General features: G+C 66.5%; 23 protein-coding genes. 12 read left to right on the top strand and 11 right to left on the bottom strand.

What is annotated here, in order from left to right; genetic code table 11:
- Nucleotides 1–76 precede the first annotated feature (76 nt).
- A complete protein-coding gene (gene rsmG / locus AB4083_RS11400; protein WP_441607924.1) occupies nucleotides 77–706 on the bottom strand; it encodes a 16S rRNA (guanine(527)-N(7))-methyltransferase RsmG in 630 nt (209 codons plus the stop codon).
- Between the two features lie 159 nt (nucleotides 707–865).
- Nucleotides 866–1,321, bottom strand: a complete 456-nt coding sequence (locus tag AB4083_RS11395; RefSeq protein ID WP_441607923.1) for an SPFH domain-containing protein — start codon at nucleotides 1,319–1,321, stop codon at nucleotides 866–868.
- Nucleotides 1,322–1,712: 391 nt separating this feature from the next.
- On the opposite strand from AB4083_RS11395, the gene AB4083_RS11390 reads away from it, so the two are divergent.
- The 7 genes from AB4083_RS11390 (at nucleotide 1,713) to AB4083_RS11360 (ending at nucleotide 13,555) form a co-directional block, all read left to right on the top strand.
- On the top strand, nucleotides 1,713–2,720 hold the full coding sequence (locus AB4083_RS11390) for a LacI family DNA-binding transcriptional regulator (protein WP_441607922.1): 1,008 nt from the start codon (nucleotides 1,713–1,715) through the stop codon (nucleotides 2,718–2,720).
- 153 nt (nucleotides 2,721–2,873) lie between these two features.
- A complete protein-coding gene (locus AB4083_RS11385) occupies nucleotides 2,874–5,714 on the top strand; it encodes a TonB-dependent receptor (RefSeq protein WP_441607921.1) in 2,841 nt (946 codons plus the stop codon).
- A 182-nt stretch (nucleotides 5,715–5,896) separates the two neighbouring features.
- Complete coding sequence (locus AB4083_RS11380; RefSeq protein ID WP_441607920.1) at nucleotides 5,897–7,369, top strand: glucoamylase family protein; 1,473 nt, start codon at nucleotides 5,897–5,899, stop codon at nucleotides 7,367–7,369.
- Complete coding sequence (locus tag AB4083_RS11375; protein WP_441607919.1) at nucleotides 7,366–8,682, top strand: sugar ABC transporter substrate-binding protein; 1,317 nt, start codon at nucleotides 7,366–7,368, stop codon at nucleotides 8,680–8,682. The genes AB4083_RS11380 and AB4083_RS11375 overlap by 4 nt, the downstream gene beginning before the upstream one ends.
- A gap of 16 nt (nucleotides 8,683–8,698) precedes the next feature.
- Complete coding sequence (locus AB4083_RS11370; RefSeq protein ID WP_441607918.1) at nucleotides 8,699–9,577, top strand: carbohydrate ABC transporter permease; 879 nt, start codon at nucleotides 8,699–8,701, stop codon at nucleotides 9,575–9,577.
- Nucleotides 9,574–10,395, top strand: a complete 822-nt coding sequence (locus AB4083_RS11365; RefSeq protein WP_441607917.1) for a carbohydrate ABC transporter permease — start codon at nucleotides 9,574–9,576, stop codon at nucleotides 10,393–10,395. The genes AB4083_RS11370 and AB4083_RS11365 overlap by 4 nt, the downstream gene beginning before the upstream one ends.
- Before the next feature lie 4 nt (nucleotides 10,396–10,399).
- Nucleotides 10,400–13,555: a discoidin domain-containing protein gene (locus tag AB4083_RS11360; protein ID WP_441607916.1), complete on the top strand. Its 3,156-nt coding sequence runs from the start codon at nucleotides 10,400–10,402 to the stop codon at nucleotides 13,553–13,555.
- 131 nt (nucleotides 13,556–13,686) lie between these two features.
- On the opposite strand, the gene AB4083_RS11355 is transcribed toward AB4083_RS11360, so the two are convergent.
- The 4 genes from AB4083_RS11355 to AB4083_RS11340 form a co-directional block, all read right to left on the bottom strand.
- Nucleotides 13,687–14,520: a pirin family protein gene (locus tag AB4083_RS11355; protein WP_441607915.1), complete on the bottom strand. Its 834-nt coding sequence runs from the start codon at nucleotides 14,518–14,520 to the stop codon at nucleotides 13,687–13,689.
- 90 nt (nucleotides 14,521–14,610) lie between these two features.
- A complete protein-coding gene (locus AB4083_RS11350) occupies nucleotides 14,611–15,309 on the bottom strand; it encodes a YecA/YgfB family protein (RefSeq protein WP_441607914.1) in 699 nt (232 codons plus the stop codon).
- Complete coding sequence (gene xth / locus AB4083_RS11345) at nucleotides 15,309–16,076, bottom strand: exodeoxyribonuclease III (protein ID WP_441607913.1); 768 nt, start codon at nucleotides 16,074–16,076, stop codon at nucleotides 15,309–15,311. The genes AB4083_RS11350 and xth overlap by 1 nt, the downstream gene beginning before the upstream one ends.
- Before the next feature lie 145 nt (nucleotides 16,077–16,221).
- On the bottom strand, nucleotides 16,222–18,339 hold the full coding sequence (locus AB4083_RS11340; RefSeq protein ID WP_441607912.1) for a M3 family metallopeptidase: 2,118 nt from the start codon (nucleotides 18,337–18,339) through the stop codon (nucleotides 16,222–16,224).
- Between the two features lie 109 nt (nucleotides 18,340–18,448).
- Between AB4083_RS11340 and AB4083_RS11335 the strand changes: the two genes are divergently transcribed.
- From AB4083_RS11335 to AB4083_RS11320, 4 genes are all read left to right on the top strand, one after another.
- Nucleotides 18,449–20,167 carry a patatin-like phospholipase family protein gene (locus tag AB4083_RS11335; RefSeq protein ID WP_441607911.1) on the top strand — a complete coding sequence of 573 codons (1,719 nt, stop codon included), beginning with the start codon at nucleotides 18,449–18,451 and terminating at the stop codon, nucleotides 20,165–20,167.
- Nucleotides 20,168–20,300: 133 nt separating this feature from the next.
- Nucleotides 20,301–20,462 (top strand): hypothetical protein, encoded by a 162-nt coding sequence (locus tag AB4083_RS11330; RefSeq protein ID WP_441607910.1) that lies wholly within the window; start codon nucleotides 20,301–20,303, stop codon nucleotides 20,460–20,462.
- A 347-nt stretch (nucleotides 20,463–20,809) separates the two neighbouring features.
- Entirely contained in the window at nucleotides 20,810–21,346 is a 537-nt protein-coding gene (locus tag AB4083_RS11325; protein WP_441607909.1) for a gamma carbonic anhydrase family protein, read from the top strand.
- On the top strand, nucleotides 21,343–21,681 hold the full coding sequence (locus AB4083_RS11320; protein WP_441607908.1) for a low molecular weight protein tyrosine phosphatase family protein: 339 nt from the start codon (nucleotides 21,343–21,345) through the stop codon (nucleotides 21,679–21,681). The genes AB4083_RS11325 and AB4083_RS11320 overlap by 4 nt, the downstream gene beginning before the upstream one ends.
- Before the next feature lie 27 nt (nucleotides 21,682–21,708).
- On the opposite strand, the gene AB4083_RS11315 is transcribed toward AB4083_RS11320, so the two are convergent.
- From AB4083_RS11315 to AB4083_RS11300, 4 genes are all read right to left on the bottom strand, one after another.
- Nucleotides 21,709–22,263 (bottom strand): hypothetical protein, encoded by a 555-nt coding sequence (locus tag AB4083_RS11315; RefSeq protein WP_441607907.1) that lies wholly within the window; start codon nucleotides 22,261–22,263, stop codon nucleotides 21,709–21,711.
- Nucleotides 22,264–22,382: 119 nt separating this feature from the next.
- On the bottom strand, nucleotides 22,383–22,676 hold the full coding sequence (locus AB4083_RS11310; RefSeq protein ID WP_441607906.1) for a hypothetical protein: 294 nt from the start codon (nucleotides 22,674–22,676) through the stop codon (nucleotides 22,383–22,385).
- 48 nt (nucleotides 22,677–22,724) lie between these two features.
- The gene (locus tag AB4083_RS11305; protein WP_441607905.1) at nucleotides 22,725–23,693 is read right to left on the bottom strand and encodes an energy transducer TonB; all 969 of its coding nucleotides are present in this window, start codon (nucleotides 23,691–23,693) and stop codon (nucleotides 22,725–22,727) included.
- Between the two features lie 137 nt (nucleotides 23,694–23,830).
- A complete protein-coding gene (locus tag AB4083_RS11300; protein ID WP_441607904.1) occupies nucleotides 23,831–25,540 on the bottom strand; it encodes a peptide-N4-asparagine amidase in 1,710 nt (569 codons plus the stop codon).
- A 476-nt stretch (nucleotides 25,541–26,016) separates the two neighbouring features.
- Between AB4083_RS11300 and AB4083_RS11295 the strand changes: the two genes are divergently transcribed.
- Complete coding sequence (locus AB4083_RS11295; RefSeq protein ID WP_441607903.1) at nucleotides 26,017–26,424, top strand: VOC family protein; 408 nt, start codon at nucleotides 26,017–26,019, stop codon at nucleotides 26,422–26,424.
- Between the two features lie 40 nt (nucleotides 26,425–26,464).
- Here the strand turns inward: AB4083_RS11295 and AB4083_RS11290 are convergent, their stop codons facing one another.
- Nucleotides 26,465–26,725 carry a YkgJ family cysteine cluster protein gene (locus AB4083_RS11290; RefSeq protein WP_441607902.1) on the bottom strand — a complete coding sequence of 87 codons (261 nt, stop codon included), beginning with the start codon at nucleotides 26,723–26,725 and terminating at the stop codon, nucleotides 26,465–26,467.
- Nucleotide 26,726 lies beyond the last annotated feature (1 nt).

Raw genomic sequence — 26,726 nt, 5'->3', positions numbered from 1 at the left:
GGTGTCGTCGATGCCGTGAACGTGGGAAAAGAGGGCTAGGTTACCATCGGAACCCGCGCCGGACAGGGCTTTGCGCTCAGCCGCGGCCGAGCACCACGAGGTGACGCTCCGCGTCCAAACCGGGCACGTTGAGCCCATGCGTGCCGCGCAGCGCGAAGCCGGCGGGAATGCCGGCGAATTCCTCGTCCGGCCGCTTGCCCTTCATCGCCAGCCAGATCCCTTCCGGCGCCAGCAGATGGCCGCCCCAGCCAAGCATGTCGGCCAGGGTGGCGAAGGCGCGGGCGGTGACGCAGTCGAACTGGCCCTGCACGTCCTCCACCCGCGACTGCACGGCGCGCACGCCATCCAGCTTCAGCGCGCGGATCGCCTCGCGCAGGAAGCGGACCTTCTTGCCGTTGGAATCCACCAGCAGGATCTCCCGTCCCGGCGCCGCGATCGCCAGTGGGATGCCGGGCAGGCCGGGGCCGGTGCCCAGGTCGGCCAGGGTCTGGCCCTGCACGTGGGGCAGGATCGCCAGCGAATCGAGCAGGTGGCGGGTGACCATCTCGGCCGGATCGCGCACGGCGGTGAGGTTGTAGGTGCCGTTCCAGCGTTCGAGCAGGGCCTGGTAATCCAGCAGGCGCTGCACCGCGCCGTCGGGCAGGCTCAGGCCGAGCGCGGCGACGCCCCGTTCCAGCTGGGTCTGCAATGCGGCGCGGTCGGCCATGGACGGGAATCCTGCGTGGCGAAAAGGGCGGCAGTATCCGGGCGCGCGGCGCGCGGCGCCAGCGACGGCCCAAAGAAAAACCCGCCGAAGCGGGTTTTAAAGACTCTCAAATTCCCCTTTCTGCGCGGGCGCTCTTTGCAGGCAGCCTCGCGTATGGCTTCAGGCGAAATCCAGATCGACCCGCGTCACCATCACGCCGCGGTCGCGCAGCGCCTTGTTCATGGCCAGCTTCAGGCGGGCGCCGAGGTCGCGGCGGTCCGCCTCGATCGCGGCCGGCTCCTCGCGCAGCGCGGCCAGGGCGCCGCCGCGGATCAGCTGGTCGGCCTGGTCGATCACCGCGTCGGCGCGCTCCGGCTCCAGCACCTGCCAGTACACCGTGCCGCGCACGTCGTGGGCGTCCGGCAGCGGTTCGCGGAATTCCAGCACCTGGCCGCCCAGGCTGATCCGATGCCCCATGCGGTCCAGGCCCGGCACCACCATGTGCGTGCCTTCCTGCAGCAGCCGGCGCGGCTTGCCGTGGCGATAGACGCTTACCACCTGGCCGGCGGGTACGTGCCGGATGGCGGTGGCGGAAAGTCCCATGACGAGCAGGATGATGGATAGCAGAGCGATCATGATCTTCTAATTCAATGAGTTACACGTAATTTCTCACGTACGCAGCAAATACATGGTACATCCGGCGGATGACACTAGGATTAACCGTGATTTAACCGCGGCCTTATGGATTTTTACAATCCCCCGAAAGGGCTAAGTGCACGAAATTCAAAGCAAGGCTCATTCCCCACGAATCCTTCTCCGTGCCCATGCTGCGATGCCACAGCCTCGCGCCTCGGCGAGAACAACGGCTTTCCGCGGCTTTTCCCTGGTTCCCCAGCCTTGTCGCCTAGAACTTCTGGCCGACAAATTTTTGCGATGCAGCAAAGTCTTTGATTTGCAAAAGCTTTACAAGCGTCAATGAAAACGTTTACGTTGCCTTCCCGGCGAATCCGGACCTCCTGGAGCGGCAATGGGTGTGACCATCAAAGACGTGGCACGCGAGGCCAAGGTGTCCGTGGCTTCCGTCTCCCGCGCGCTCAACGGCCATGGCGGGGTGACCGCCGAGACCCTGGAACGCATCCGCGAAGTCGCGGCCCGCCTGCGCTACATCCCCCACGGCGCCGCACGCAGCCTGATCACCCGCCGTACTCACACTATCGGCGCGTTGCTGCCGGACCTTTATGGCGAATTCTTCTCCGAGCTGATCCGCGGCATCGACCTGGCGGCTCGTGTGCACGGCCTGCAACTACTGGTTTCCAGCTCGCACGACGGCGCCGCCGAAGCGGCCACCGCGCTGCGCGCGATGCAGGGCCGCGTCGATGGCCTGCTGGTGATGTCACCTCACGCCGATGCGGACTTCCTGCGCCAGAACCTGCCCGTCGGCCTGCCCACCGTGCTGATGAACACCGTGCTGGAGCGCGACGATTACCCCGCGCTGTCGGTAGACAACGCCGGCGGCGCGCGCCTGGTGGTGCAGCACCTGCTCGGCGAAGGCTATCGGCGCATCGCTTTCATCCAGGGCCCGGTCGGCAACCACGACGTGGCCGAGCGCGAACAGGCTTATCGCGAGGCACTCGCCGAACGCATGCCAGGCGTGCAGCCGATCGTGCTGCCCGGCGAGTTCGACGAAGCCTCCGGCTACCGCGCCGGCCAGCGTCTGGCAGCGATGAGCCCACGCCCCGACGCGGTGTTCGCCGCCAACGACATGATGGCGATCGGCTGCATGGCGGCGATCCGCGAAGCCGGCCTGCGCATTCCCGAAGACATCGCCGTCGCTGGCTTCGACGACGTGCCGATGGCGCGCTACGTCAGCCCCGCATTGACCACGGCCGGCGTGCGCATCGCGGAGCTGGGCAAGGCCGCGCTCGAACAACTCGCCGGACAGATCGAAGGCGAAGCCGCGTCTGCGCTGCATGTGCGCATACCGGCGGAATTGATGGTGCGCGCATCGACGACGCGCGCCAGCCGCAACGACTAGACGAAATGCGCGGCCTCGGACAGCAGGCCGCGAGGTAGACCAGGGGGCCGGCCCGCAAGGACCGGTTCACCGCCGACGGCGCAGGGGTGCGCAGCGGCGCCTCGACAACCACAACACAGTCGTATCGAACCCTTGAGGGAGGGTGTCCAAGCCATGGCACGCAAACACGCATTGACCCGACAGATTTCGCTGGCCCTGGCGGGCCTGCTCACTACGGCCGCGCTGTTGCCGGCCGTTGGTTTCGCACAGAACAGCACGGCTACGGTGCGCGGCCATGTAAATGCACCGCAGGGGCAATCGCCCACCGAAGTGGTCGCCACCAATCGTGGCAATGGCTTCACCGTACGTGCGCCGGTAAACGCGGCCGGCAACTACACCCTGCCCAGCCTCCCACCCGGCAGCTATCGCATCGAAGCGAAGGGCAACGGCGCGAGTGCCAGCCAGGATGTCACCGTGCAGGTGGGCCAGGCACTTACCTTGAATCTCGATGCCGCCGCTGCCGCAAGTGCGGTAAACGCACAGAACCTGCAAGGCGTGACCGTCACTGCCGCTTCGCTGATCGAAACGCGCACTTCGGAAGTGGGCACCAACATCACCCAGGCGCAGATCAACACGCTGCCGCAGAACGAACGCAACTTCCTCGACTTCGCCAAGCTGGTGCCGGGCGTGACGGTATCGCGCGACCCCAATTCCAAAACCTTCTCGGCGGGCGGTCAATCAGCCGAGAATGTAAACGTTTTCATCGACGGCGCCAGCCTCAAGAACAACGTGCTCAAAGGCGGCATCGCCGGCCAGGATTCCACCCGTGGCAACCCGTTCTCGCAGGAAGCGGTGCAGGAATTCCGCGTGCTCACGCAGAACTACAAGGCGGAGTACGAGCAGGCGGGCACGGCGATCATCACCGCCGTCACCAAGTCGGGCACCAATGAGTTCCACGGCTCGGTGTACGACTACTTCCAGAACAAGGCGATGATTTCGCAGAACTCGTTCGACAAGAAGAACGACGTGAAGAAGCCCGACTATCGCCGGCAACAGCGCGGCTTCTCCCTGGGCGGCCCCGTCCTGAAAGACACGCTGACGTTCTTCGTCAATTACGACGAGCGCAAGGATGTCGGTGCGAACACCGTACGCATCACCGATCCGCGTTTCTCGCAGTACAACGGCACGTTCTCTGCGCCGTTCAACGAAAAGACTTTCTTCGGAAAATTGAGCTGGCAGGTCAATCAGGACAATAACGTCGATCTGAGCCTCACCACTCGCCGCGATAACGAAGTGCTGGGCTTCGGTGACAAAGTCGCTTATGACGGCCGCACCAATCGTAAGAACCGCGTCGATGACCTGCTGCTGAAATGGCAGTCGCGCGGTGACAGCTGGACCAACGATCTGCTCCTCGATGCAGGCCGCGCCAAATGGAATCCGGGGGCGGCCAATCCCGATCTGGTCCAGCAGGTCTACGAGAACAACGTGGCCACACTAGGCGGCGCAGTCGGCCTGCAGAACAAAGGCCAGGATCAGACCACCATTCGCGACGACCTGACCTTGACCGGCCTGTCCTGGCATGGCGATCACACGGTGAAAATGGGTGTGAAGTACGCCGCGCTGGGCGTCACCGTCGAGCAGAACAACAACGCCGTGCCGTCATACGTCTATCAAGAAGGACTCACCTATCCGGGTGGATTTGTTGTCCCCTACAAGGCGGTGTACTCGCCGAACGGCGCCAATTCAAACCTGCATACCAATCAGTTCGGCGCGTATATCCAGGACGATTGGGACGTTACCGATCGCCTGCAGCTGAATCTGGGACTGCGTTGGGATTACGAGACCAACTCCATCAACAACGACTATGTCACTCCGCTGGCGCAGTACGAGACACTGAAGTATTTCGGGCTGCAGGACTACATCAGCACCGGCAAGGAACGTGACGGATACAAAGGCGCCATCCAGCCGCGCCTCGGCTTCTCGTTGGATGTCAGCAAGGCCGGCGATCAAAGCACGACACTGTTCGGAGGGGCCGGCCGCTACTTCGACCACACGCCTTTCGACTGGATCGCACAGGAACCCATTCACTCGGCGGTACCGAATTACCTCTTCAACTTCAGCCCCGCGAATCCCGATGGAACGCCTTCGCAAGCTGGAACCATTGCCTGGAATCCTGCCTACCTGACCAAAGCTGGACTCGACTCGCTACTGGCTTCCGGCGCAGCCGGACTGGGCCAGGAAATCGACGTTATCAACAACAAGACCAAGCTTCCCTACACGGACCAGTTCAGTTTCGGCGTCAGGCAGGTATTGGGTGATTGGACGGGTTCACTCACGCTTTCCCGCGTACTCGGGTATCGCCAGTTCACCTGGCTCTGGGCCAACCGCCTGCCCATTGCCGGGCCTTACGATCAAACCTTCGTCACCCTGCCGGGTAGTCCCTACACCCGGATCCTCAAGAACGGGTACAAGAAGACCCAATCCAGCAGCGTGCTGGTCAGCCTCGATAAGCCCTATACGAAAGCGAGTGGCTGGGGTGTTGGCGTCGCCTACACCTATCAAAAGGCGCGGCAGCAAGGAAACGACAACTACTCGCTGGATTACGTCTGGCCCTCGGGATACCCCGGAGGCCATGTGGGCGAGAAGCATCATCTGGTGGTCAATGGCATCGTGTCCGGTCCCTGGGATACGCGCGTGAGCGGCATCCTGACTTACGGTTCCGGCATGCCTTTCGACGTGTTCAAGTCGTCGGCGACTTGCGACTACAACTGCGCGTACTACCACAACGGCGAATACGGCCGTACGTATCTGAACCTGGATCTCTCCATCGCCAAGGAATTCCGCTGGGGCCAGAGTCAGGCGCTCGAGCTGCGTTTCGACGTCATGAATGTGTTCAATCGCGATGTCTACAACGCTTACGAAAGCAACTTCTACAGCACCAACTTCGGCAAACCCACCAATGCCGACCCCAACCTCACCCGCCGCTTCCAGATCGGCGCGCGGTACAGCTTCTGATCGCGTAGCATCGAGGCGCTCCTTCCTCACCAGGAAGGAGCGCCGTTGCACCGCCAAGCCCGCCGCAAGCGGGCTTTTCAAAGGCCGATCGCGTAAACGTTTACACCCTTGCTTCCCAGCTCGACTTGTTCTCAAACGACAACGCGGCTCCCGCACATCTCCATCGACGGAAGGCTGTTCCCATGCCCATGAAGATACGCACCGCCCTTTCCCTCGCACTCGCCGCGCTGCTGATCTGCGTCGCGCCGCACGAAGCGCAGGCGAAGGACGGCGCGAAGCAAGCCAAGCCTGCCGTAGCCGCGGCGACGCAGACGAAAGTGCCACCCCTGATCGACGACCTCGAACACCGCACCTTCACCTGGTTCTGGGACAGCGCCAATCCGCAGAACGGCCTCGTCCCCGATCATTATCCGACCCAGTCCTTCGCCAGCATCGCCGCCGTCGGCTTCGGTCTTACCGCCTATGGCGTCGGTGCGGAACGCGGCTACATCACCCGCGACCAGGCCGTGGAACGCACGCTGGCCACCTTGCGCTTCTTCCACGACGCCCCGCAGAACGACAGCGAAGACGATGCCACCGGCTACCGCGGCTTCTACTACCACTTCCTCGACATGGCATCGGGCAAGCGCTTCGATCGCGCGGTGGAGCTGTCCACGGTGGATACCTCTCTGCTGCTCGGCGGCGTGCTGTTCGCGCAGTCGTACTACGACCGCGACACGCCGCAGGAGAAAGAGATCCGCCAGCTCGCCGACGAGATCTACCGCCGCGTCGACTGGAGCTGGGCGCAGGCGCGCAAGCCGCTGATCTCGATGGGCTGGACGCCGGGCGGCAAGTTCATCCCGCACGATTGGCAGGGCTATAACGAGGGCATGCTGGTCTACATCCTCGCGCTGGGTTCGCCCACGCATGCGGTGGGTGACGATGCATGGAAGGCCTGGACCTCGACTTACGAACGCACCTGGGGCGAGTTCCACGGCCAGACCTTCCTCAACTTCGCGCCGCTGTTCGGCCACCAGTTCAGCCATGTGTGGGTGGATTTCCGCGGCATCCGCGATGCGTGGAATCGCGAAAAGAACCTGGACTATTTCGAGAACAGCCGCCGCGCCACCTATTCGCAGCGCGCCTACGCCATCGCCAACCCCGGCGGCTGGACCGGCTACGGCGCCGATATGTGGGGCATCAGCGCGAGCAATGGCCCCGGCGGCCTGACGGTGAAGAGCGGCGGCAAGGAACGCCGCTTCCATGGCTACGTCGCGCGCGGCGCGGGTCTGGACTACATCAGCGACGACGGCACCCTGGTGCCCATGGCGGCGGGCGGTTCGATCGCCTTCGCGCCGGAGATCGTGGTGCCGGCGCTGGAAGAAATGAAGCGCCGCTACGGCAAGGACATCTACAACAAGTACGGTTTCGTCGATGCCTTCAATCCCAGCTTCCACAGCCAGACCGAGCTGCGTACCGGCAAGCTGGTGCCTGAGCTGGGCTGGGTCGATACGGTGCACCTGGGCATCGACCAGGGCCCGATCGTGCTGATGGTGGAAAACTGGCGCAGCGGCTTTGTGTGGAACGTGATGAAGAAGAACCCGTACGTGCGCAAAGGCCTGGAGCGCGCCGGCTTTACCGGCGGCTGGTTGAATGAGGTGCCGCCCAAGCCATGACGACGCGTTTCCGCCAGCGTCAGGGCAAGCCATGGCGCGTGCTGCTGCACGCGCTGGCCTGGACCTGTGCCGGCGTTGCCGCGGCGCTGGCGGCCGGTTGCCAACGCAGCGATGACGCGCACGTGCTCACCTTCTGGACCGTCGGCCGCGAAGGCGAAGCCGTGGCGAAACTGCTGCCGGACTTCGAACGCGAACATCCCGGCCTGCAGGTAAAAGTGCAGCAGCTGCCGCTCACCGCCGCGCACCAGAAGCTGCTTACCGCGATCGCCGGCGGTTCGACGCCGGACCTCACCCAGCTCGGCAACACCTGGATTCCCGAGCTGGCCGCGCTCGATGCACTCGAACCGCTCGATGCGCGCGTGGCCTCCTCGCCGGTGATCCGCCAGGACGATTACTTCGCCAATATCTGGACCACCAACCGCATCGACGACACGCTGTACGGCGTGCCCTGGTATGTGGACACGCGCCTGCTGTTCTACCGCAGCGACCTGCTGAAGCAGGCCGGCTTCGACGCGCCGCCGCGCGACTGGTCCGAATGGCGCCGCGCGCTCGCCGCGCTCAGTCATCCCGATCGCGGCAGCTACGGCATCCTGCTGCCGACCAACGAGTTCGAGCAGTTGCTGGTGCTTGCCCTGCAGCAGGACGAGCCGCTGCTGCGCGATGGCAACCGCTACGGCAACTTCCGCAACGCAGGCTTCAAGCGTGCGCTGGCGTTCTATGTCGACACGTTCCGCGGACGACAGGCGCCGGCGATCACCAATGTGGAAGCCGGCAATCCGTGGACCGAATTCGGGCGCGGCGTGTACGCCTTTTATCTGTCCGGCCCCTGGAACATCGGCGAGTTCCGCAAGCGCCTGCCCGCGTCGCAGCAGAACGACTGGAACACCGCGCCACTCCCCGGCGAGCATGGCCCCGGCGCTTCCAATGCGGGCGGCTCCAGCCTGGTGATCTTCCGCCGCTCGGCGCACAAGGACGAGGCCTGGCAGCTGATCGAATTCCTGTCGCGCCCCGCGATCCAGCAGCGCTTCTACGACCTGCTCGGCGACATGCCGCCGCGGCGCTCTTCGTGGGAAGGCGGCGCACTGCGTGACGATCCCAAGGCCCGTGGCTTCCGCCAACAGCTCGAGCGGGTGAAGCCCACCCCGCCGATTCCCGAGTGGGAGCGTATCGTGACCGAGATGCAGCTGGTCGCCGCGCAGGCCGTGCATGGCGACCTGAGCGTCGACCAGGCCGCGGCCGAGATCGATCGGCGCGCCGACGTGATCCTGGAGAAACGGCGCTGGATGCTCGACCACGCGAAACCCAAGCCATGACCGCCGGAGGCCACGCATGAATCCACGACGCGCCGCCTGGCTGTTCCTCGCACCGGCGCTGCTGGTGCTGGGCCTGTTCTTCCTGCTGCCGGTGATCGCGGCGCTGGCGCTCAGCCTGACCGACTACGACCTGTACGCGCTAGCGGACATCCGCAACCTGCGCTTCGTCGCGCTGGGCAATTACTGGGAGCTGCTGCACCGTCCGCTGTTCTGGTCCGCGCTGGGGCACACGCTGTACTTCGTGCTGGTGGGCGTGCCGCTGTCGATCGCCGTGTCGCTTGGCGCCGCGCTGCTGCTCAACTCGCCGCTGGCGCGCTGCAAGCCGTTGTTCCGCACCGCGCTGTTCGCACCGGTGGTGACCACGGTGGTGGCGGTAGCGGTGATCTGGCGCTATCTGTTCAACACCAAGTACGGCCTGGCCAACTACGCGCTGGGCGGCCTGGGCCTCCATCCGGTGGACTGGCTGGGCGATCCGCGCTGGGCGATGCCCACCATCATCCTGTTCGCGGTGTGGAAGAACTTCGGCTACAACATGATCATCTTCCTCGCCGCGCTGCAGGCGATCCCCGCCGACCTGTACGAAGCCGCGCGCATTGACGGCGCTTCGCCCGTGCGGCAGTTCCGCCATATCACGCTGCCGATGCTCGGGCCGACCCTGCTGATGGTGAGCATCCTCACCGTCTCGGGTTACTTCCAGCTGTTCGCCGAACCCTTCGTGATGACCGAAGGCGGCCCGCTGCAGAGCACGACCAGCGTGCTGTACCTGATGTACGAGGAAGGCTTCAAATGGTGGAACCTCGGTTCCGCCTCGGCGGTGGCCTTCCTGTTGTTCCTGATCATGTTCGCGGTGACCGCGGTGATGCTGCGCGTAGCGCGACGTGGAGCCGAGGCATGAATCCGCGCCTAGCCAAGGCCCTGATTCATGGCCTGCTGATCGGCGGCACGCTGGTGGCGGTGTTCCCGCTGCTGTGGATGCTGTCGGTGTCGTTCATGCATCCGGGCGAGGCAAGCGCGCTGCCGCCGCCACTGTTTCCCGCGCACGCCACGCTCGCCAATTACCACGAGCTGTTCGAACGCGCCGGCATGGGGCGTTATCTGCTCAACAGCCTGGCCATCTCCAGCGCGATCACGCTGCTCTCGCTCGCGTTCAACCTGATGGCCGGCTACGCCTTCGCCAAGCTGCGTTTCGCCGGACGCGAGCGGCTGTTCCAGATGCTGCTCGGTGGCCTGGTGATTCCGGCCCAGGTGGCGATGCTGCCGCTGTTCCTGCTGCTGAAGTACCTGGGCCTGGTGAACAGCTATGCCGCGGTGGTGATGCCGGCGATGGCGACCATCTTCGGCATCTTCCTGGTACGCCAGTACGCGCGCGGCATTCCGGACGACCTGCTGGAAGCGGCGCGCATCGACGGCGCCGGCGAGCTGCGCATCTTCGGGCAGATCGTGCTGCCGCTGCTCAAGCCGATCATGGTGACGCTGGCGATCTTCACCTTCCTCACCGCATGGAACGACTTCATGTGGCCGTTGATCGCGCTGACCGGGCAGGAGCATTACACCTTGCCGATCGCGCTGGCTTCGCTGTCGCGCGAGCATGTACAGGACTCGGAGCTGATGATGGCCGGCTCGGTGGTGACCGTGCTGCCGGTGCTGGTGCTGTTCCTGGCCTTGCAGCGCTACTACCTGCAAGGACTGTTGCTGGGCAGCGTGAAGGGCTGATGCGATGAGCAGGCACGCCTGGCTGCTGCTGTCGTTCGTGCTGCTGGCGCCTGCCGCCCATGCCGCCGACGAAACGCGCGTGATCGACGATTTCAACCGGCCGTCGGCATGGACGGCCGAAGGCACCGACGATATCGCCACCCGACTGCAGGTGGCGGATGGCCAGAACGGCAAGGCGGTCTGCGTGGTCTTCGATTTCCACGGCGTCTCCGGCGCGGCCACGCTCAAGCGCGCGCTGCCGATGGACTGGCCGGACAACTTCGCGCTGTCCTTCGACGTACGCGGCAGCATGCCGCCCAACGATCTGCAGGTAAAGCTGGCCGATGCCAGCGGCGACAACGTGTGGTGGTATCGCCGCAACGCGTTCCAGCCCGCGGCCGATTGGCAGACGCTTGAGTTCCGGCGCAGCCAGGTGGAATTCGCCTGGGGGCCGACCAAGGATCGCGCCCTGCACCGCACGGCCGCACTGGAGTTCACCGTCTACGCCGGGCAGGGCGGCCACGGCGAGCTATGCCTCAGCCATCTGCGCCTGCGTCCGTTGCCGGCGGAACCGGGCGCGCCGCCGACGCCGCATGCGCAAGCCTCGTCCACGCTCACCGGCTATGCCGTGCAGCACCTGATCGAAGGCAAGGGCGAATGGCGCAGCGATCCGTCCGCGACGGGCGCGCAGAGCATCGCGCTGGATCTGGGCCTGTCGCGCGAGTTCGGCGGCCTGCTGCTGCATTGGCTGCCGGGCGCGCAGGCATCGCGTTACGAGGTGGAGCTGTCGGACGACAACGCGCACTGGCGCACCGCCACGCAGATCACCGGCGGCAACGGCGGCGACGATGCGCTGTTTCTGCCGCAGGCACAGGCGCGCTATCTGCGGCTTCGCCTGCTGGCCGGCCCGGGTAAAGCCTATGGGTTGTCGCGGCTGGAACTGAAGGATCGCGCCTGGGGCGCTTCGCCCGATGTGTTCTTCCAGGAAGCGGCCACGCGTGCGCCACGCGGCATGTATCCGCGCGGCTACTCGGGCGAGCAAAGCTACTGGACCTTGGTCGGCACGGATGGCGGCGCGCGCCACTCGGCGCTGATCTCCGAGGACGGCGCGGTGGAAGTGGGCAAGGGCGGCTGGTCGCTGGAGCCGATGCTGTTCGCCGGCCGCAATGTGATCGACTGGGCCAGCGTGCGCAGCTCGCAGAGCCTGCTCGACGGCTATCTGCCGATACCCACGGTCCGCTGGACTGCCGACAGCCTCACCCTGGACACCACCGCCTTCGCCACCGGCGATGCGGAACACCCGCGGCTGGTGCTGCGCTACACGCTGACCAACCGCACCGCGCAACCGCAGCGGGTGACGCTGGCGCTGTTGGCACGACCGTTCCAGGTGAACCCGCCCACGCAGTTTCTCAATACGCCCGGTGGCATCCACCGCATCCACGATCTGGCCTGGGACGGCAAGGCGCTCACCGTCAACGGCGAGACGCGCGTGGTGCCGTTGCAGGCGGCCGATGGCTTCGTCGCCAGCAGCTACGAAGCCGGGCCATTGCCGGAGCGGCTGGCGCAGGGCGAGCGCCCCGAAGCCACGTCGCTGCACGACGAAGCCGGTTTCCTCCAGGGCGCCATGCTCTATGCCATCGACCTGCCCGCCCATGGCAGCCGCACGCTGGGGCTGGTGGTGCCCGCGCATGGCGACGACGTGCAGGCGCCACGCACACCGGAAACCTGGCTGCGCCAGGAGCTGGAACGCACCGCCGCCGCATGGCGCGAGAAGCTCAACCGCGTAACGCTGCTGCTGCCTTCGTCGCAACACGCCATCGCCGACACCGCCCGCAGCGCCCTGGCGCAGATCCTGATGTCGCGCGACGGCCCTGCATTGCAACCCGGTACGCGCTCCTACGCGCGCAGCTGGGTGCGCGACGGCGCGATGATGACCGAGGGCCTGGCGCGCAGCGGCCACGCCGATGCTGCCGCAGCATTCGTGCACTGGTATGCGCCGCACCAGTTCAGCAACGGCAAGGTGCCGTGCTGCGTGGATGCGCGCGGCTCCGACCCGGTGCCGGAGAACGACAGCCACGGCGAACTGATCTTCGCCATCGCCGAGCTATGGCGCTACACCCACGATCGCGCTGCGCTGGAACAGCAATGGCCTACCGTGCAGCGCGCCATCGCCTATATGGACGAACTGCGCGAGAGCGAACGCGGTCCTGCCAACCAGACCGCCGAGCGGCGCGCGCTATACGGCTTGATGCCAGCCTCGATCAGCCACGAAGGCTATTCGGCCAAGCCGATGCATTCCTACTGGGACGACTTCTGGGCGCTGCAGGGCTACAACGACGCCGTACTGCTGGCCAAGGCGCGCGGCGACGAAACCGCGGCGGCACGCATCGCCCAGTCGCGCGACACATTCCGCGCGGACCTGAAGGCTTCCATCGACCTGTCGGTGCGCCAGCACCACATCGACTACCTGCCAGGCGCCGCCGAACTCGGCGACTTCGATGCCACCTCCACCACCATCGCGCTGTCGCCCGGCGACGGCCAGACCTGGCTGCCGCCCGCGCTGGTGCAGCGCACCTTCGAACGCTACTGGCTAGGCTTCGTGGAGCGCCGCGACGGCAAGCGCGAGTGGGAGGACTACACGCCTTACGAACTGCGCACCATCGCCAGCTTCGTGCGGCTGGGCTGGCGCGACCGCATCGGCGAGCTGCTGACGTTCTTCTTCGCCGACCGTCGTCCGGCCGCATGGAACCAGTGGGCGGAAGTGGTGGGGCGCGATGCGCGCAAGCCGCGTTTTGTCGGCGATATGCCGCATGCGTGGATCGCTTCGGATTATCTGCGCTCGGCTTACGATCTGTTTGCGTATGAGCGGCCGGGCGATCAGGCGCTGGTCCTGGCGGCGGGTGTTCCCGCGGATTGGCTGAAAGGCGAGGGCGTGGGTATTCAACGCCTGCGGACGCCGTATGGGCTGTTGAGCTACACGCTGCGCGAACGTGAAGGCGTGCTCGAGTTGCATGTGAAGAAGGGGCTGGATCTGCCACCGGGCGGGCTGGTCATGCCGTGGCCTTATCCGGGCAAGCCCACGAGCAAGCTTGTCATCAACGGCAAGCCGGCCGTATGGCGGGATGGAGAGCTGGTGATACGCGCGTTGCCCGCAACCGCTCTCGTGCCAGTACCCAAGTAAATCCTCGCCGCCACGTAGGTTGGGGTGAGCGACAGCGAACCCCAACATCGCCGCCAGTCCATCGACACCATCTGACGCTCGAATGTTGGGGTTCGCCTTCGGCTCACCCCAACCTACGCGTGTCGTGCGGCTTAGAACTTGCCCGCGCGGAAATCCGCAATGGCCTGGTGAATCTCCTCAGGCGTGTTCATCACGAACGGTCCATAGCGCGCCACGCTTTCACCCAGCGGCTTGCCGGCCACCAGCAACACGCGCGCCGGGGCGTCGCGGCCGGCGATGCGCACCGAGCCGCCCTTGGACAGCACGGCCAGCTCGCTACGGTGGAGCACGTCGCCGGCGACCTGCGCATCGGCGCCGTCGAACACGTAGGCGAAGGCGCTATGGCCTTCCGGCAGCGGCACTTCCAGCTGCGCACCCGGCTGCAGGGCGATATCGAGGTACACCGGCGCCGTGGCGATACCCGCGACCGGACCAGCCGCGCCGAACAGCTCGCCGGCGATGATCTTCACTTCCACGCCATCCTGCGGATGCACGGTGGGAATGCGTGCGGGGTCGATGTCCTGGTAGCGCGGCGCGGTCAGCTTGTCCTTCGCCGGCAGGTTCACCCACAGCTGGAAACCCCACATCAGGCCGTTTTCCTGTTGCGGCATTTCCGAATGCAGGATGCCGCGGCCGGCGGTCATCCATTGCACGCTGCCGGGGCCGAGGTCGCCCTGGTTGCCGTGGTTGTCGCCGTGGCGCATATGGCCGGCGAGCATGTAGGTCACCGTCTCGAAGCCGCGGTGCGGATGCTCGGGAAAGCCGGCCAGGTAGTCGTCCGCCGTGTCGGAGCGGAATTCGTCCAGCAGCAGGAACGGGTCGACCATGTCCAGGCCGGGCTGGCCGATGATGCGCTTGAGCCGGACGCCCGCGCCGTCGGAGGTGTCGGTGCCGCGGATGCGGTGGCTGATCTTGCGCTCGCTCATGATGGGCTCCTCTAAGGAATGCGCCACATGATGGTTGCGCGGTCCGTCTGGTCCAAGCGGCGCCGCGCGAACGGATTGTTTCCCTTGGCGTCAGTGCAGCCAGTGGCCGCTGCGATTCCGCGGCGGCGCCTGGCCGCCGTCGTCCTCGCTGCCGCCGGCGGCGCTGCTGGGGGCGGCCTGGGTCATCGCCTCCATGTCGGTCTCGGTGACCGGGTGCTGCTGCCAGTAATGCTCGACGGCCGCCAGCACCGCAGGCAGCTGGGCCAGGCACTCGTCGTATTCGTCGTCGCCGAGCTTTTCGAAATCGGTGTCGGCGCTGAGAATGCCTTCGTCGACGGCCAGCGCCATCACGGGGCCGAGCAGCTCCATCAGCGACGCATCGTCGGCCAGGCGCTTTTCCCACAGGCCGGCGCGCAGGTCGATGGCGCGGCTGAAGCCTTCGCACCAGCCGGCCGCGGACAGCGTCGGGCCGGTCTCGGTGTCGACTTCGCCGAGGATCGGCTCGTACGCGTCGACATCGAGTTCGGCGGCGATCGAGTCGTTGAGCTTGGCCAGCAGCGCCAGCACGCGGTTGCCTTCTTCCTCGTCGGCGAACGGCTCGTGCAGCACTTCCGGCAGCCATTCTTCCGGCAGTACCGGCACGGGGCCGACGGTCAGCGCCGAGAGCATGCCGTGCACGCCGTCGAGCAGCAGGTCGCCGTCGCCTGAGTGGGCGCGGAGATAGCGGTCCAGCTCGTCGAGTTCGTCGTCCGTGAGCGAACTGGGCCAGTCGGTCTTCGTTGTATTCATCAGATATCCAGATCCAGCGTCACCGGCGTGTGGTCCGAAGGCCTTTCCCAGCGGCGCGGCGTGCGGTCGATGGCTGCCGCCTTCACCGCTTGTTTCAGCGCGTCGCCGACCAGGATCAGATCGATGCGCAAACCCATGTTGCGCCGGAACGCCGCCTGACGGTAGTCCCACCAGCTGAAGTGTCCGCCCTCCTGTTCGAACAGGCGGAAGCTGTCGTGCAGGCCCAGCTCGGTGATCGCCTTGAGCGCGGCGCGCTCCGGCGGCGAGCACAGCACGTCCTCGCCCCAGGTCACCGGATCGTAGACGTCGCGGTCGTCCGGCGCGATGTTGAAATCGCCCAGCACCACCAGCTTCGGATGGCGTCGATGTTCCGCTTCCAGGAAGTCGCGCACCTTGGCCAGCCAGTCGAGCTTGTAGGCGTATTTCTCGTCGCCGACTGCCTTGCCGTTGACCACGTACAAGTCCACCACGCGCACGCCGCCGACAGTGGCGGCGAGGATGCGCCGCTGCGGGTCGTCCAGGCCGGGGATGTCGGTGATCACATCGGTCGGCTCTTCGCGGGCGAGGATGGCCACGCCGTTGTAGGTCTTCTGGCCGGAGTACACCGCGCGATAGCCGGCCGCGGCCAGCTCGTCGACGGGGAACTTGGCGTCCTCCAGCTTGGTTTCCTGCAGCGCGATGACGTCGGGCTTGGCCTCGGCCGCCCACTCGGTGAGCTGCGGCAGGCGGACCTTGAGCGAATTGACGTTCCAGGAGGCGATTTTCATGGCCGGCATTGTAGGGGGATGCCGCCGGTTCGGCACTCCGCCATGCGGCGGGGAGGCCAGCCTGTGACCGGCCTCCCCCGGCACCCCGTTACCGGTGACTTAGCACGAGTGCCAGCGCGCCTTGCCGCGAGCCGAGCCCCGCCGATCAGATCAGCCCATGGCTGCGCAGCAGCGCATCGGGCTCCGGCTTGCGGCCGCGGAAGGCGACGAAACTGTCCAGCGCCGGGCGGCTGGCGCCGACGGCCAGCACCTCGCGGCGGAAGCGTTCGCCGGTAGCGCGGTCGATCACGCTGCCGCCGGCCTGCGCGACGTCCTCGAACGCACCGAACGCATCCGCACTGAGCAGCTCCGCCCACAGATAGCTGTAGTAGCCCGCGGCATAGCCGCCGGCGAAGACATGCGTGAAGCTGTTCGGGAAGCGCTGCCAGATCGGCGGATGCAGCACTGCCACCTCGCGCCGCACTTCCTCCAGCACGCCGAGCGGGCGCGCGCCCTGCGCCGCTTCGTACTGCAGGTGCAGGCGGAAATCGAACATGGCGAATTCCAGCTGCCGCACCAGGAACAGGCCGGCGTGGAAATGCCGCGCGGCCAGCATGCGCTGGAACAGTTCCTCCGGCAGCGGCTCGCCGGTCTGCCAATGGCGCGCGAACAGATCGAGCGCCTGGCGATGCCAGCCGAAGTTCTCCATGAACTGGCTGGGCAATTCCACCGCGTCCCATTCCACGCCGTCGATGCCACCGATCGACGGCAGCGCGATCTCGGTCAGCAGATGGTGCAGGCCGTGGCCGAATTCGTGGAACAGGGTCAGCACGTCGTCATGCGTGAGCAGGGCCGGGCGGCCTTCGGTCGGCGGCGCGAAATTGCAGGTGAGGAAGGCGACCGGCAGCTGCTCCTGCTCGCCCTCGCGGAAACGCGAGCGGCATACGTCCATCCAGGCGCCGCCGCGCTTGCCGGAACGCGCGTAGAGGTCGACATAAGCGCCGGCGAAGACGCGGCCGCTGGCGTCGCGCACGTCGTAATAGCGCACGTCCGGATGCCATACGTCGACACCGTCGCGCGGCGCCAGCGTCACGCCGTAAAGCTGCTGCACCAGGCCGAACAGGCCGTCGATCACCGCCGGCAGCGGGAAGTACGGCTTGAGCTGCTCTTCGTCCAGGTCGTAACTGCGCTGGCGCAGTTTCTCGGAGGCGTACGCCACGTCCCAGGATTCGAGGTTGTCCAGCTTCAGTTCCTTCGCCGCGAACTCGCGCAGGCTCGCCAGCTCCTCGCGCGCCACCGGACGGGCGCGCTGGGCCAGGTCGTGCAGGAACTCCATCACCTCGGTGGGCGAAGCCGCCATCTTGGTCGCCAGCGATTCCTCGGCCGCATTGGCGAAGCCCAGCAGCTGCGCGGCTTCGTGGCGCAGCGCGACGATGCGCTCGATGCGCGGGCCGTTGTCGAACTTGCCGGCGTGCGGGCCCTGGTCCGATGCGCGCGTCTGGTAGGCCCAGTACACGCGCTCGCGCAGGCTGCGGTTGTCGGCATAAGTCAGCACCGCCTGCACGCTGGGCTGCTTGAGCGTGACCAGGTAACCGTCCAGGTTCTGCTCGCGCGCGTACTGGCGCAGCACGGCGCGGCCGGACTCGGGGATGCCGGCGAGATCGCGCTCGTCGGTGACGTGCTGGTGCCAGGCGTCGGTGGCGTCGAGCACGGCGTTGGAGAACTCGGTGGACAGCTTGCTCAGCTCCACGCCGATCTCGCGGTAGCGCGTGCGCTCCGGTTCCTCCAGGGCGACGCCGGACAGGCGGAAATCGCGCAGCGCATGCTCGACCAGGGTGCGCTCCGGCTGCGCCAGCGCGGCGAAATCGGGTGCGTCGGCCAGCGCCTGCACGGCTTTGTACAACTCGCGGTTCTGGCCCAGCTCGATGGCGTGCTCGGTGAGCTTTTCCTCGGCCGGACCATAGACCTCGCGCAGCGCTTCGCTGTCGGCGACGGAATGCAGATGGCCCACCGGCGCCCAGGCGCGCGACACGCGCTGCTCCAGGCGTTCCTGCGCCAGCATCACGCCGGCGAAATCGCGCGGGCCGCCGGCGGCGGTGAGCTGGTCGATCGCCACGCGGTAGTCGGCCAGCAGCTCGTCGATGGCGGGGCCGACATGCGCCGGCTTGATGCGCGAGAACGCCGGCAGGCCGGCGTCGGCCAGCAGCGGGTTTTCGTGGGCCGCGTTTTCGAGGGCCGGGTCGGCGTGCGCCTGGGTATCCCGGGCGATGTTTTCGTGAGCCATGCGTCTCTCCTTGGGAGCGCCAGCGTGGCGACGGGCCTGGGCGAAATCAAGGCCGGAGCAGGCGGGGCTTACGCCGGGGTGTCATATAGCGCGCCCTACCATGGCCTTTATGCGTCAAACGGATTTCAGCGACCTGTTACGTCAAAGCGACGTGTTCGGCCACCTCGGCGACGAGGCCCTGGCCGACCTGGCCGCGCGCCTGGTCTGGTTCAGCCTTCCCGGCGGCCGGCCCCTGTTCAAGGCCGGCGAGACCGCCGATGCCATGTATCTGCTGGTCAGCGGCAGCCTCGGCCTGTTCGACGAGGACGACCCGGCACGCCTGGTGCATCTGGTCTCCGCCGGCGACAGCGTGGGCGAGATCGGCCTGATCGGCGGCGACACCCGCCAGCTCACCGTGCGCGCCCTGCGCGACTGCGAGTTGTTGCGGCTGGATCGCGCTGCATTCGAAGTGCTGGCCGGGCGCCATCCGCAAGCCATGCTCGGAATCGCCCGCGTGGCCATCGCGCGCCTGCAGCGACGCCTGCGCAAGGAGGAAAGCCCCGGCGTGGCGCGTACCTTCGCGCTGCTGCCGTCGGACGCCGAGGTACCGGCGCGCACCCTGGCCATGCAGCTGGCGATGGCGCTGGAAGCGTATGGAAGCTGCGCGGTGATCGATGGCGAGCAGGGCGCCGGCCGCGGCAGCGACTGGTTCGCCGCGCGCGAAGCGCAGGTGCGCTTCGTGATCTATCTGGACACCAAGGGCGATCCGCTGTGGCGCCAACGATGCCTGCGCCAGGCAGATGTATTGCTGTTGCCGGCTACCGCGGCGCGGCCGGCGCGGCCATGGCCGGAGGCGGCGATCCTCGATCCTTCGCGCGTCGGGCATCGGCCGCGCCATCTGATCCTGCTGCAGCCGGGCCGCCAGCCCAGCCTGGGCGCGGCACAGCGCTGGCGTGCACCGTTCAGCGGCGAACTGCAGCACCACCATGTCGGCGGCCAGGCGGACATCGCGCGGCTGGCGCGGCTGGTCAGCGGCCATGCGCGCGGCCTGGTGCTGGCCGGCGGCGGCGCGCGCGGGTTGGCCCATCTCGGTGCCTTGCGTGCGCTGAAGGAGGCCGGCCATGAATTCGACTGCGTCGGCGGCACCAGCATCGGCGCGATCATCGGCGCCGGCGTGGCGGCGGGCTGGGGCCTGGAAGAAATGACCGAGGTCTACCGCCGCGCCTTCGTGCAAGGCCGGCCGCTGTCGGACTGGACCCTGCCGGTGGTGGCCCTCACCCGCGGCCGCCGCGCCGCCAGCATGCTGCGCCGCGCGTTCGGCGCGCTGGAGATCGAAGACCTCACGTTGCCGTTCTTCTGCGTGGCCACGTGTCTGTCCGGCGACGGCATGGTGGTGCAGCGGGGCGGGCCGTTGTGGATGTGGCTGCGTGCTTCCAGCGCGATTCCCGGCGTGTTGCCGCCGGTGCTGCATCGCGGACGGGTGTATGTGGATGGCGCGCTGGTCGACAACCTGCCGACCGATGTGATGGCCGCCGATGGCGTGGCGCACGTCACCGCGGTGGATATCCGCGCCGACATCTCGCTGCTGACCACCGCCGAGGAGTACAGCACGCCGCCGTGGTGGCGCTTGCTGCTGCAACGTCAGGCGATCCAGCGGCCCGGCCTGGTTTCCACGCTGGTGCGGGCGGCGATGGTCAACAGCGAGGGCGCCAGCGAGCATCGGCGTGGCCTGGCGGATGTGTTGGTGACGCCACCGCTGGAGCATGTGAGTGTGCTCGATTGGGGGGATTGGGAGCGCGCGGTAGAGGCGGGGTATCGTGAGACGGTGCGCGTGCTCGAACGCGCCTGATTGTCGCGGTGGCGCGATTTGGCCGCTTGTGCAGCGGGCATTTCGTGCGCCTGCCGGCGCCCGAGTTACTTTTTCTTTGCTGGGGCGGTTTCAACTGGTCAATGCAACACCACATGGTGATGACGACCGGGATATGCAGGCATGCAATGTGCCTGCACAGGATGGCGAATGGCCGTTGCCACCGACATGCGTCGAAGGTGTATTCACCGCCGTGCATTACCTGAGCCGCTACGCAGAGTCGCTCAGCTATCGACTCGATGAAGTGAATGAGCTGATGGAGGACCTGGCCGCGTAAGCGCGCGGAGTAGGTTGGGGTGAGCCACAGGCGAACCCCAGCATCACCACATTCAAACGCCCCGCACCGTTGGGGTTCGCCTGCGGCTCACCCCAACCTACGCCGGTGCTGCGAGGTTTCACTCCACGCTCCGCCCGAACCCTCATCCGCCTGCCGGCACCTTCTCCCGGAGGGAGAAGGATTCGAACTGGGAGGTGGAGGTAACGTGCAGCACCCAAGCGGGCCTGAGTTCTTGAACGTCCTCTTCGCAACGGCACGTTGAAGGGCGCGCGGCGGTTTCGACTGGTCAATGCAACACAAGGGCACGCGCCCTAGCGCTACCCCCGCCCCCCGCGGACAATACACAGATGACCAACCTCCGCACCTACCGGGGCATCGCCCCCACCCTCGGCGCCCGCGTCTACGTCGACCCCGCCGCCACCGTCATCGGCGCCGTGGAACTGGGCGACGACGTCTCCATCTGGCCCGGCGCCGTGCTGCGCGGCGACGTGCACCACATCCGCATCGGCGCGCGCAGCAATGTGCAGGACGGCAGCATCGTGCACGTCACGCACGACGGCCCGTACTCGCCCGGCGGCTTTCCCACCCTGGTCGGCGAAGGCGTCACCATCGGCCACGCCGCGGTGATCCATGCCTGCACCATCGAGGACTACTGCCTGATCGGCATGCACGCCACCGTGCTCGACGGCGCCACGGTGAAGAAGTACGGCTTCGTCGCCGCGGGAGCGGTGATCCCGCCCGGCAAGGTGGTGGGCGAGCGCGAACTGTGGGTGGGCAATCCGGCCAAGTGCGTGCGCTTGCTGAGCGACCGGCAGATCGAGCAGCTGCACTATTCGGCCGATCACTACGTGCGCTTGAAAGATGAGTACCTCGCCGCGGGATGAGCGCCTTGCGCGTCCTGTTCCTGTGCAGCCGCAACCGCTTGCGCAGTCCGACCGCGGAGCAGGTGTTCCGCGAATGGCCCGGCGTGGCCGTGGATTCCGCCGGGCTGGCGCCGGATGCGGAGACGCCGCTGTCGGCTGAGCACGTCGATTGGGCCGAGCTCATCGTGGTGATGGAGCACGCGCACCGGCGCCGGCTGCAGTCGCGCTATGCGCGGCAGCTCAAGGACAAGCGCGTGGTGGTGCTGGGTATTCCCGACGACTACGACTTCATGCAACCCGAACTGGTCGAGCTGCTGCTGCGCAAGGCCGGCCCGCTCTTAAGTAGGTTGGGGTGAGCCGGTGGCTCACCCCAACCTACGTCGTTATTGCGCCGGTGCTGAAGACGAAGAAGTCGCCTGCGACTGAATCACCGCCGCGCGCGCTTCGTCCTCGCGCACCTGGATCTGCCGCTGCGCGTCGAGCTTGCCGCCGAGCAGTGCCAGCTTGTAGTTGGTGCCGTCGAATTCGCGCAACAGGCTCAGTTCGCGCTGCGCCTCGTCGAGGCTGTTGTCGTTGATCGCGCGCTCGATATCGTCCGCGGCCGGCTCGAACAGTTCGTGCAGGCCTGCGGTCGCGGCTGCGTTGTCCGGCTCCAGCTGCAGCGCGCTGAGATAGAACTCGAACGCATTGGCGCCGGCCGGCGCGATCAGCCGCTTCTCGTCCATCGCGCTCTTGGCCAGGCCCAGCATGATGCCGACGCCACTGTCCTGGCCGCCGCTGCTGGCCGCCGCCGCCGGTCCCTTGGCTTGAAGACCCGCGCCATCCACGGCGGGCATGCGCAGGAACACGTAAGCGGCAATCGCCGCTGCCGCGAGCAGCGCAATGGAAACCACAAGCAGGCCGCGTCGGGGGAACGCGGTGGGGAACGCACGGGACATGACAGCTGGCCGATGGGATGGAGCGCCGTATACGCGCCTTTCACGCGGTATGACGGCGCGCCACGGTAGCCCTGGCAGATGTCAGCGATGTGACGTGTTTGGCAATCGCTTTGTGACGATCAGCGGAAGCCGCCACCGGTGATGCGGCCGTCCTTGTCCAGCTCGGGAAAGTAGCGGCTGTTGTTGCTGCGCATTTCCATGGTGGTGATGCTGCCGGGCGTCACCAGCTGCACATCCGGATAGCGCACATGGAACTGCTCGGGCGTGGGATGCGTGGCGATGAAGGCGTCGAAACCGGCGGTGTCGGTGACGAAACCGGCGACCGGCCTGGCCTCGGCGTAGGTGGTGTCATGGCAGGCGCCGGTGGCAACCGCGGCGGTGAACAGGAACAGGGCGAGCATGGCCTTGCGCATGGCGGTTCGTCTCCTCGAAGCAGGCGGCGATTATGCGCCGCGCCGACGTCACAGATGGAACTCGATCCGCTGCCGCATCTCCATCGGCACCGCCGCACCATCGCGCGTGCCCGGGGTGAATTGCCAACGCTCCACCGCGGTAAGCGCGGAGCGGTCGAATACATTGCGCGGCTCGGCGCCGATCACGCCGGCGTGGCTCACCGAGCCATCCGCCTCCACGGTGAAGCGCACGTCCACCCAGCCCTGCCGGCGCGTACGGCGCGCATCGTCCGGGTAATAGGGTTCGACGCGGCGCTTGAGTACGGGGGAGCTGCTGGCGGCAACGGCGACGGCGGCCGGCGCGGCGGGATGCGGCGCCGAGTTTTCCGGCGGCACGGCTGGCGCGGGATGCGCTGCCGGCGGCGCTGCCGAAACATTGCTCGCCACCACGGGTGCGGGTGCCGCCGGCGGCGGCGATGCGGGACGCGCCTGTGCCTTCTGCGCTGCCGCCAACGCCTGCTGTTCGTCCTTGCGCCGTTGGTCTTCCACTACTTGCAGCTGCGCCTGCAGCTTGGCGCGCAGGATGGTCAGCGTGTAATTGGTGGGATCGGCGCGCGTCAGCAGATCGATCTCGCGCTGCGCCTCGGCTGCATTGCCCTGGCCGATGGTCTGCTCGGCGGCGTTGGCGGCGAACGGGAACAGCTCGCGCAACGCATCCTGCGCGACGCGGTTGCCCGGCTCCTGTTTCAACACCTGCAGATACCACTCCACCGCGTTGTCGCTGGCGGGTGCCAACAGGCGCTGCTGCGCGACCGAGCCGCGGGCACGCTTGAGCAGCTCGGTCACACCGCCGGGTGCGCCGTCGCGATGGATCTCGCCGGTGTCGGCAACGGCGGTTTCCGGCAGCGCCGGCACGTCGCGGTTGGCGCGGAGGATCCAGGCGACCACGCCGCCGGCGCCAGCCAGCAGCACGACCAGGATCAGCACGGCGTAACGGGTCGCACCAAGCGTGCGGTGGGGAGAAGAAACGTGTGGCATGGCGGCTTCAGCGTGGGGAGACGCAGGGCGCGCCAGCTTAGAGAGGCGATATTGCGGAGATGTTGCCCGCAGAAAGCAGGTAAGCGCGCGCCGCCAGTGGCAGCGGCGCGCGCATGTGACTTAGCAGAGCCCGCGACTTACCAGAGCACCTGCAAGTTGCGGCTGTCCGGCGAACCATCCGGATGGGCGATCCACCACACCCGGTTCTGCCCACCGGGGCAGCCGGTGCCGGACGCGTAGCTGGCGAGCGCGCCGGTATCGGTGGTCAGGTCCACGCGATAGCAGCTGCCGTAGCTGTCGCGGAAGCTGTAGCCCTGCGTGCTGTGCTGGCCGGTGTGGCTGGTCAGTGCGCCGGCAGCATTGAAGTTGAGCGTGTCGCCGGTGTCGACGGTATTGCTCAGCTCGGCCGCATAGGTGGGGAAGCCCAGCCAGCGCCGTTCCGCGTGGCTGGTTAGTCCCTGGTGCACGGTGGAAGCCGCGCTGAGGCTGCCGTCCGCGGCGAGCGTCTGGTTGTAGTCCACGCGCAGCGGGTACGACGCCTGCTGGCGCGATTCGACCGTCAGCAACGGCCCGATGCGGCTGCGGCTGACGCTGTCCACGCTGGTGACCTGGGCCGAGATCTGGTGGAAGGTGGAAGCGTTGATGACGAAGCTCTGCGTGTCGTCGAAGCCCACCGTCTGCGCCACCGTGCTGACCACGCGGCCCTTGGAGGTGGTGGCGTAGCCCTCGATCACGAACTGCCGCGACAGCTTGGTGGTGATGTCGCCGGTCAGGTTGCCGCTGCTATCCGTGACCAGCGTGTCTCCGATGGTCGGCGTCGGCGCCTGGCCGGCGAGCGTGTTGCGCGTGATGCGGCCGGTCACCTGCTTGGCGTGCGGATCGCGATACACCAGCAGCGCCGCGGTGGCCGAGAAGTAACCGTGCGCACCGGCCACGTTCACCGCCACCTCGTGCGGGCTGCCGTCGCTGAGCTGGCCGGCGAACGGCGTGAGGTCCACGCGATAGGGCATGAAGTTCAGCGTCTGCACGCCGGTGGTCGGACGCCACATATAAGGATCGATGCCGCCGGTGTAGATCCACGGATAGATCGGCGCCACGCCGGCCGGCTGGCCGTCGATGCTCACCTCGGCCTCGCGGAAATTGCCGCCGCCGCATTCCTGGGTCTGCGCGGCGTACTGATCCGGCACGCAGGTGTACCAGAACTCGTCGCCGCTCTGGCTCTGCGCGAACACGTCCAGGTACGCGCGCACCACGTTGCGCGGCAGGGTCAGCGTCTTTGAAAGCTTGTCGGCCGGCGTATTGAGCGTGGTGGTGTTGCCGATCGGGTCGGCGCCCAGCGGATAGACCGCGTCCGGCACCGGTGCGGGCGGTGCGATCAGCGAGGCGGGATAGAACAGCAGGCGCGCGCTGCCATGGATCACGCCGGTATAGGTGTCGTTGACGACATTGCCGATCACCGCCTGGCCCTGGCCGTTGCTGCGCAGCAGGGCGTCGTAGTCGGTGAGGTCGCGCTCCACGTGCCAGCTCGGCGACACCGTGGCCGACGGTTCCTGGGTGGTGCCGAAATAGATGTTGACGCCGCCCAGCCACAAGCTGGCGGTGCGGTCGAACTGGCGTCCGGCGGTCACCGAGAAATCGGCTTCCAGCACCACCTTGGACCAGCGCCCGCCACAACTGGCCGGCGGCGCGTAGGCATAGGGACGCGCGGTGAAATCGTTGAAGCTGACATCGTTGAACAACTGCACCACGCAGGGCGTGCCCGGCGGACGCGGCACGGCCGGATCGGCCACCACCACACCCTTCGCGCCGATCGGCGGATCCCCCGCCGCGGCGTGCGCCGTTGCCATGCTCCCCAACATTGCGAACAGCCCGACGGCAATCGCCGGACCCAGACGTACGGAACCCTTCGACGACATGATGCTCTCTCCCCGCATGATGTGGCTTCCCCCTGGTCGGCGAACGCTAGCACGCGAACCTTCGCAGGAGCTTGCGGGAGCCGGCATTTGGACGTCTAAATGCATTTGGACGTTCAAGCGGTGGCCGCGTCCATGGTCACCATGTGCTGCGTCAAAGCCGCCCATGCGTACGCGTCTTTATCGATCCCGCGCAGTTGCTGAAGCTTTTCTTGCAACGGGTGACGCTACGCTGATATATAGTCTGCTTCGCTGCCGTTCGGTAGCCGTAAGCGTTCACGTCAACCAACGCCCAATTCAGCCGCTGCTCCTTCGAGCCGTGGTTGCTGGGTGTTGTGTGGCGTCTGCAACGTGACATTCCCGCGACCATGCTCGGAAATGAAGTGGCTCCCTTTTCTGTGGAGTCTCTAATGCATAACGTTTCCAGCACGATGAAGTTCAATCACATCAGCTTTCCTTCGCATGACGTAAGTGCGACTGCAGCATTTTTTGTCCGCCATCTCGGTTGTTCCGTTTCGGACTTCGGCAGCAGCAAGATCCTCAAGCGGCACGATTTCGATATCGTCGTCGAAGACGCTACCGAGCACGCCGTGCAGTGGCCTGACAACTTCCATATCGGGTTCGAATTGCCCAGTGCTGCCGATGTTCTCGCCATGTGTGAGGACTTCAAGGCGGCCGGCGTCGTGTTCGAGACCGATGTGATCCGGCACCTGCGGGGTTCGCGCTTCTTCTGCCGGATCCCCGGCGGCGTCATGGTCGAGATCAATACGCGGGAGGATGCGGCCGAGGCTTACCGGGCCGGTTTCGGCCGAGCATAAGCATCGATGAGAAGCGGGAGGCGTGTGGCCTCCCGTTGTCTCATGGCGCCGTCAGCTTTTCCATTCTGTTGAGCCAGAGCATGGCCTGTTCGCGGTCATTGCCGCACATCTCCGCCGACGGTTGTAACCTGCCGCAGAAGCCTGGGCGCTCAGGCTTGCCGAAGATTCGGCAACGATGGTCATCGTCCAGCTGGATACATCGAACACCGGCCGGCTTGCCCTGCGGCATGCCGGGAACCGGCGAGGTGATCGACGGCGCGATGCAGCAGGCGCCACAGCCGGGGCGGCAGGACAGGCTCATG

It is taken from the genome of Dyella sp. 2RAB6 (genome assembly GCF_052115385.1).
Lineage (GTDB): Bacteria > Pseudomonadota > Gammaproteobacteria > Xanthomonadales > Rhodanobacteraceae > Dyella_D.
Note: the sequence above shows the minus strand (reverse complement) of the source record. Positions and strands in the feature narration are given on the sequence as shown.

Bases quoted from the DNA above. Each gene is read 5' to 3' on its own strand.
- rsmG (WP_441607924.1), bottom strand. From the start codon at position 706: ATGGCCGACCGCGCCGCATTGCAGACCCAGCTGGAACGGGGCGTCGCC.
- AB4083_RS11395 (WP_441607923.1), bottom strand. From the start codon at position 1,321: ATGATCGCTCTGCTATCCATCATCCTGCTCGTCATGGGACTTTCCGCC.
- AB4083_RS11390 (WP_441607922.1), top strand. From the start codon at position 1,713: ATGGGTGTGACCATCAAAGACGTGGCACGCGAGGCCAAGGTGTCCGTG.
- AB4083_RS11385 (WP_441607921.1), top strand. From the start codon at position 2,874: ATGGCACGCAAACACGCATTGACCCGACAGATTTCGCTGGCCCTGGCG.
- AB4083_RS11380 (WP_441607920.1), top strand. From the start codon at position 5,897: ATGCCCATGAAGATACGCACCGCCCTTTCCCTCGCACTCGCCGCGCTG.
- AB4083_RS11375 (WP_441607919.1), top strand. From the start codon at position 7,366: ATGACGACGCGTTTCCGCCAGCGTCAGGGCAAGCCATGGCGCGTGCTG.
- AB4083_RS11370 (WP_441607918.1), top strand. From the start codon at position 8,699: ATGAATCCACGACGCGCCGCCTGGCTGTTCCTCGCACCGGCGCTGCTG.
- AB4083_RS11365 (WP_441607917.1), top strand. From the start codon at position 9,574: ATGAATCCGCGCCTAGCCAAGGCCCTGATTCATGGCCTGCTGATCGGC.
- AB4083_RS11360 (WP_441607916.1), top strand. From the start codon at position 10,400: ATGAGCAGGCACGCCTGGCTGCTGCTGTCGTTCGTGCTGCTGGCGCCT.
- AB4083_RS11355 (WP_441607915.1), bottom strand. From the start codon at position 14,520: ATGAGCGAGCGCAAGATCAGCCACCGCATCCGCGGCACCGACACCTCC.
- AB4083_RS11350 (WP_441607914.1), bottom strand. From the start codon at position 15,309: ATGAATACAACGAAGACCGACTGGCCCAGTTCGCTCACGGACGACGAA.
- xth (WP_441607913.1), bottom strand. From the start codon at position 16,076: ATGAAAATCGCCTCCTGGAACGTCAATTCGCTCAAGGTCCGCCTGCCG.
- AB4083_RS11340 (WP_441607912.1), bottom strand. From the start codon at position 18,339: ATGGCTCACGAAAACATCGCCCGGGATACCCAGGCGCACGCCGACCCG.
- AB4083_RS11335 (WP_441607911.1), top strand. From the start codon at position 18,449: ATGCGTCAAACGGATTTCAGCGACCTGTTACGTCAAAGCGACGTGTTC.
- AB4083_RS11330 (WP_441607910.1), top strand. From the start codon at position 20,301: ATGCAGGCATGCAATGTGCCTGCACAGGATGGCGAATGGCCGTTGCCA.
- AB4083_RS11325 (WP_441607909.1), top strand. From the start codon at position 20,810: ATGACCAACCTCCGCACCTACCGGGGCATCGCCCCCACCCTCGGCGCC.
- AB4083_RS11320 (WP_441607908.1), top strand. From the start codon at position 21,343: ATGAGCGCCTTGCGCGTCCTGTTCCTGTGCAGCCGCAACCGCTTGCGC.
- AB4083_RS11315 (WP_441607907.1), bottom strand. From the start codon at position 22,263: ATGTCCCGTGCGTTCCCCACCGCGTTCCCCCGACGCGGCCTGCTTGTG.
- AB4083_RS11310 (WP_441607906.1), bottom strand. From the start codon at position 22,676: ATGCGCAAGGCCATGCTCGCCCTGTTCCTGTTCACCGCCGCGGTTGCC.
- AB4083_RS11305 (WP_441607905.1), bottom strand. From the start codon at position 23,693: ATGCCACACGTTTCTTCTCCCCACCGCACGCTTGGTGCGACCCGTTAC.
- AB4083_RS11300 (WP_441607904.1), bottom strand. From the start codon at position 25,540: ATGGCAACGGCGCACGCCGCGGCGGGGGATCCGCCGATCGGCGCGAAG.
- AB4083_RS11295 (WP_441607903.1), top strand. From the start codon at position 26,017: ATGCATAACGTTTCCAGCACGATGAAGTTCAATCACATCAGCTTTCCT.
- AB4083_RS11290 (WP_441607902.1), bottom strand. From the start codon at position 26,725: ATGAGCCTGTCCTGCCGCCCCGGCTGTGGCGCCTGCTGCATCGCGCCG.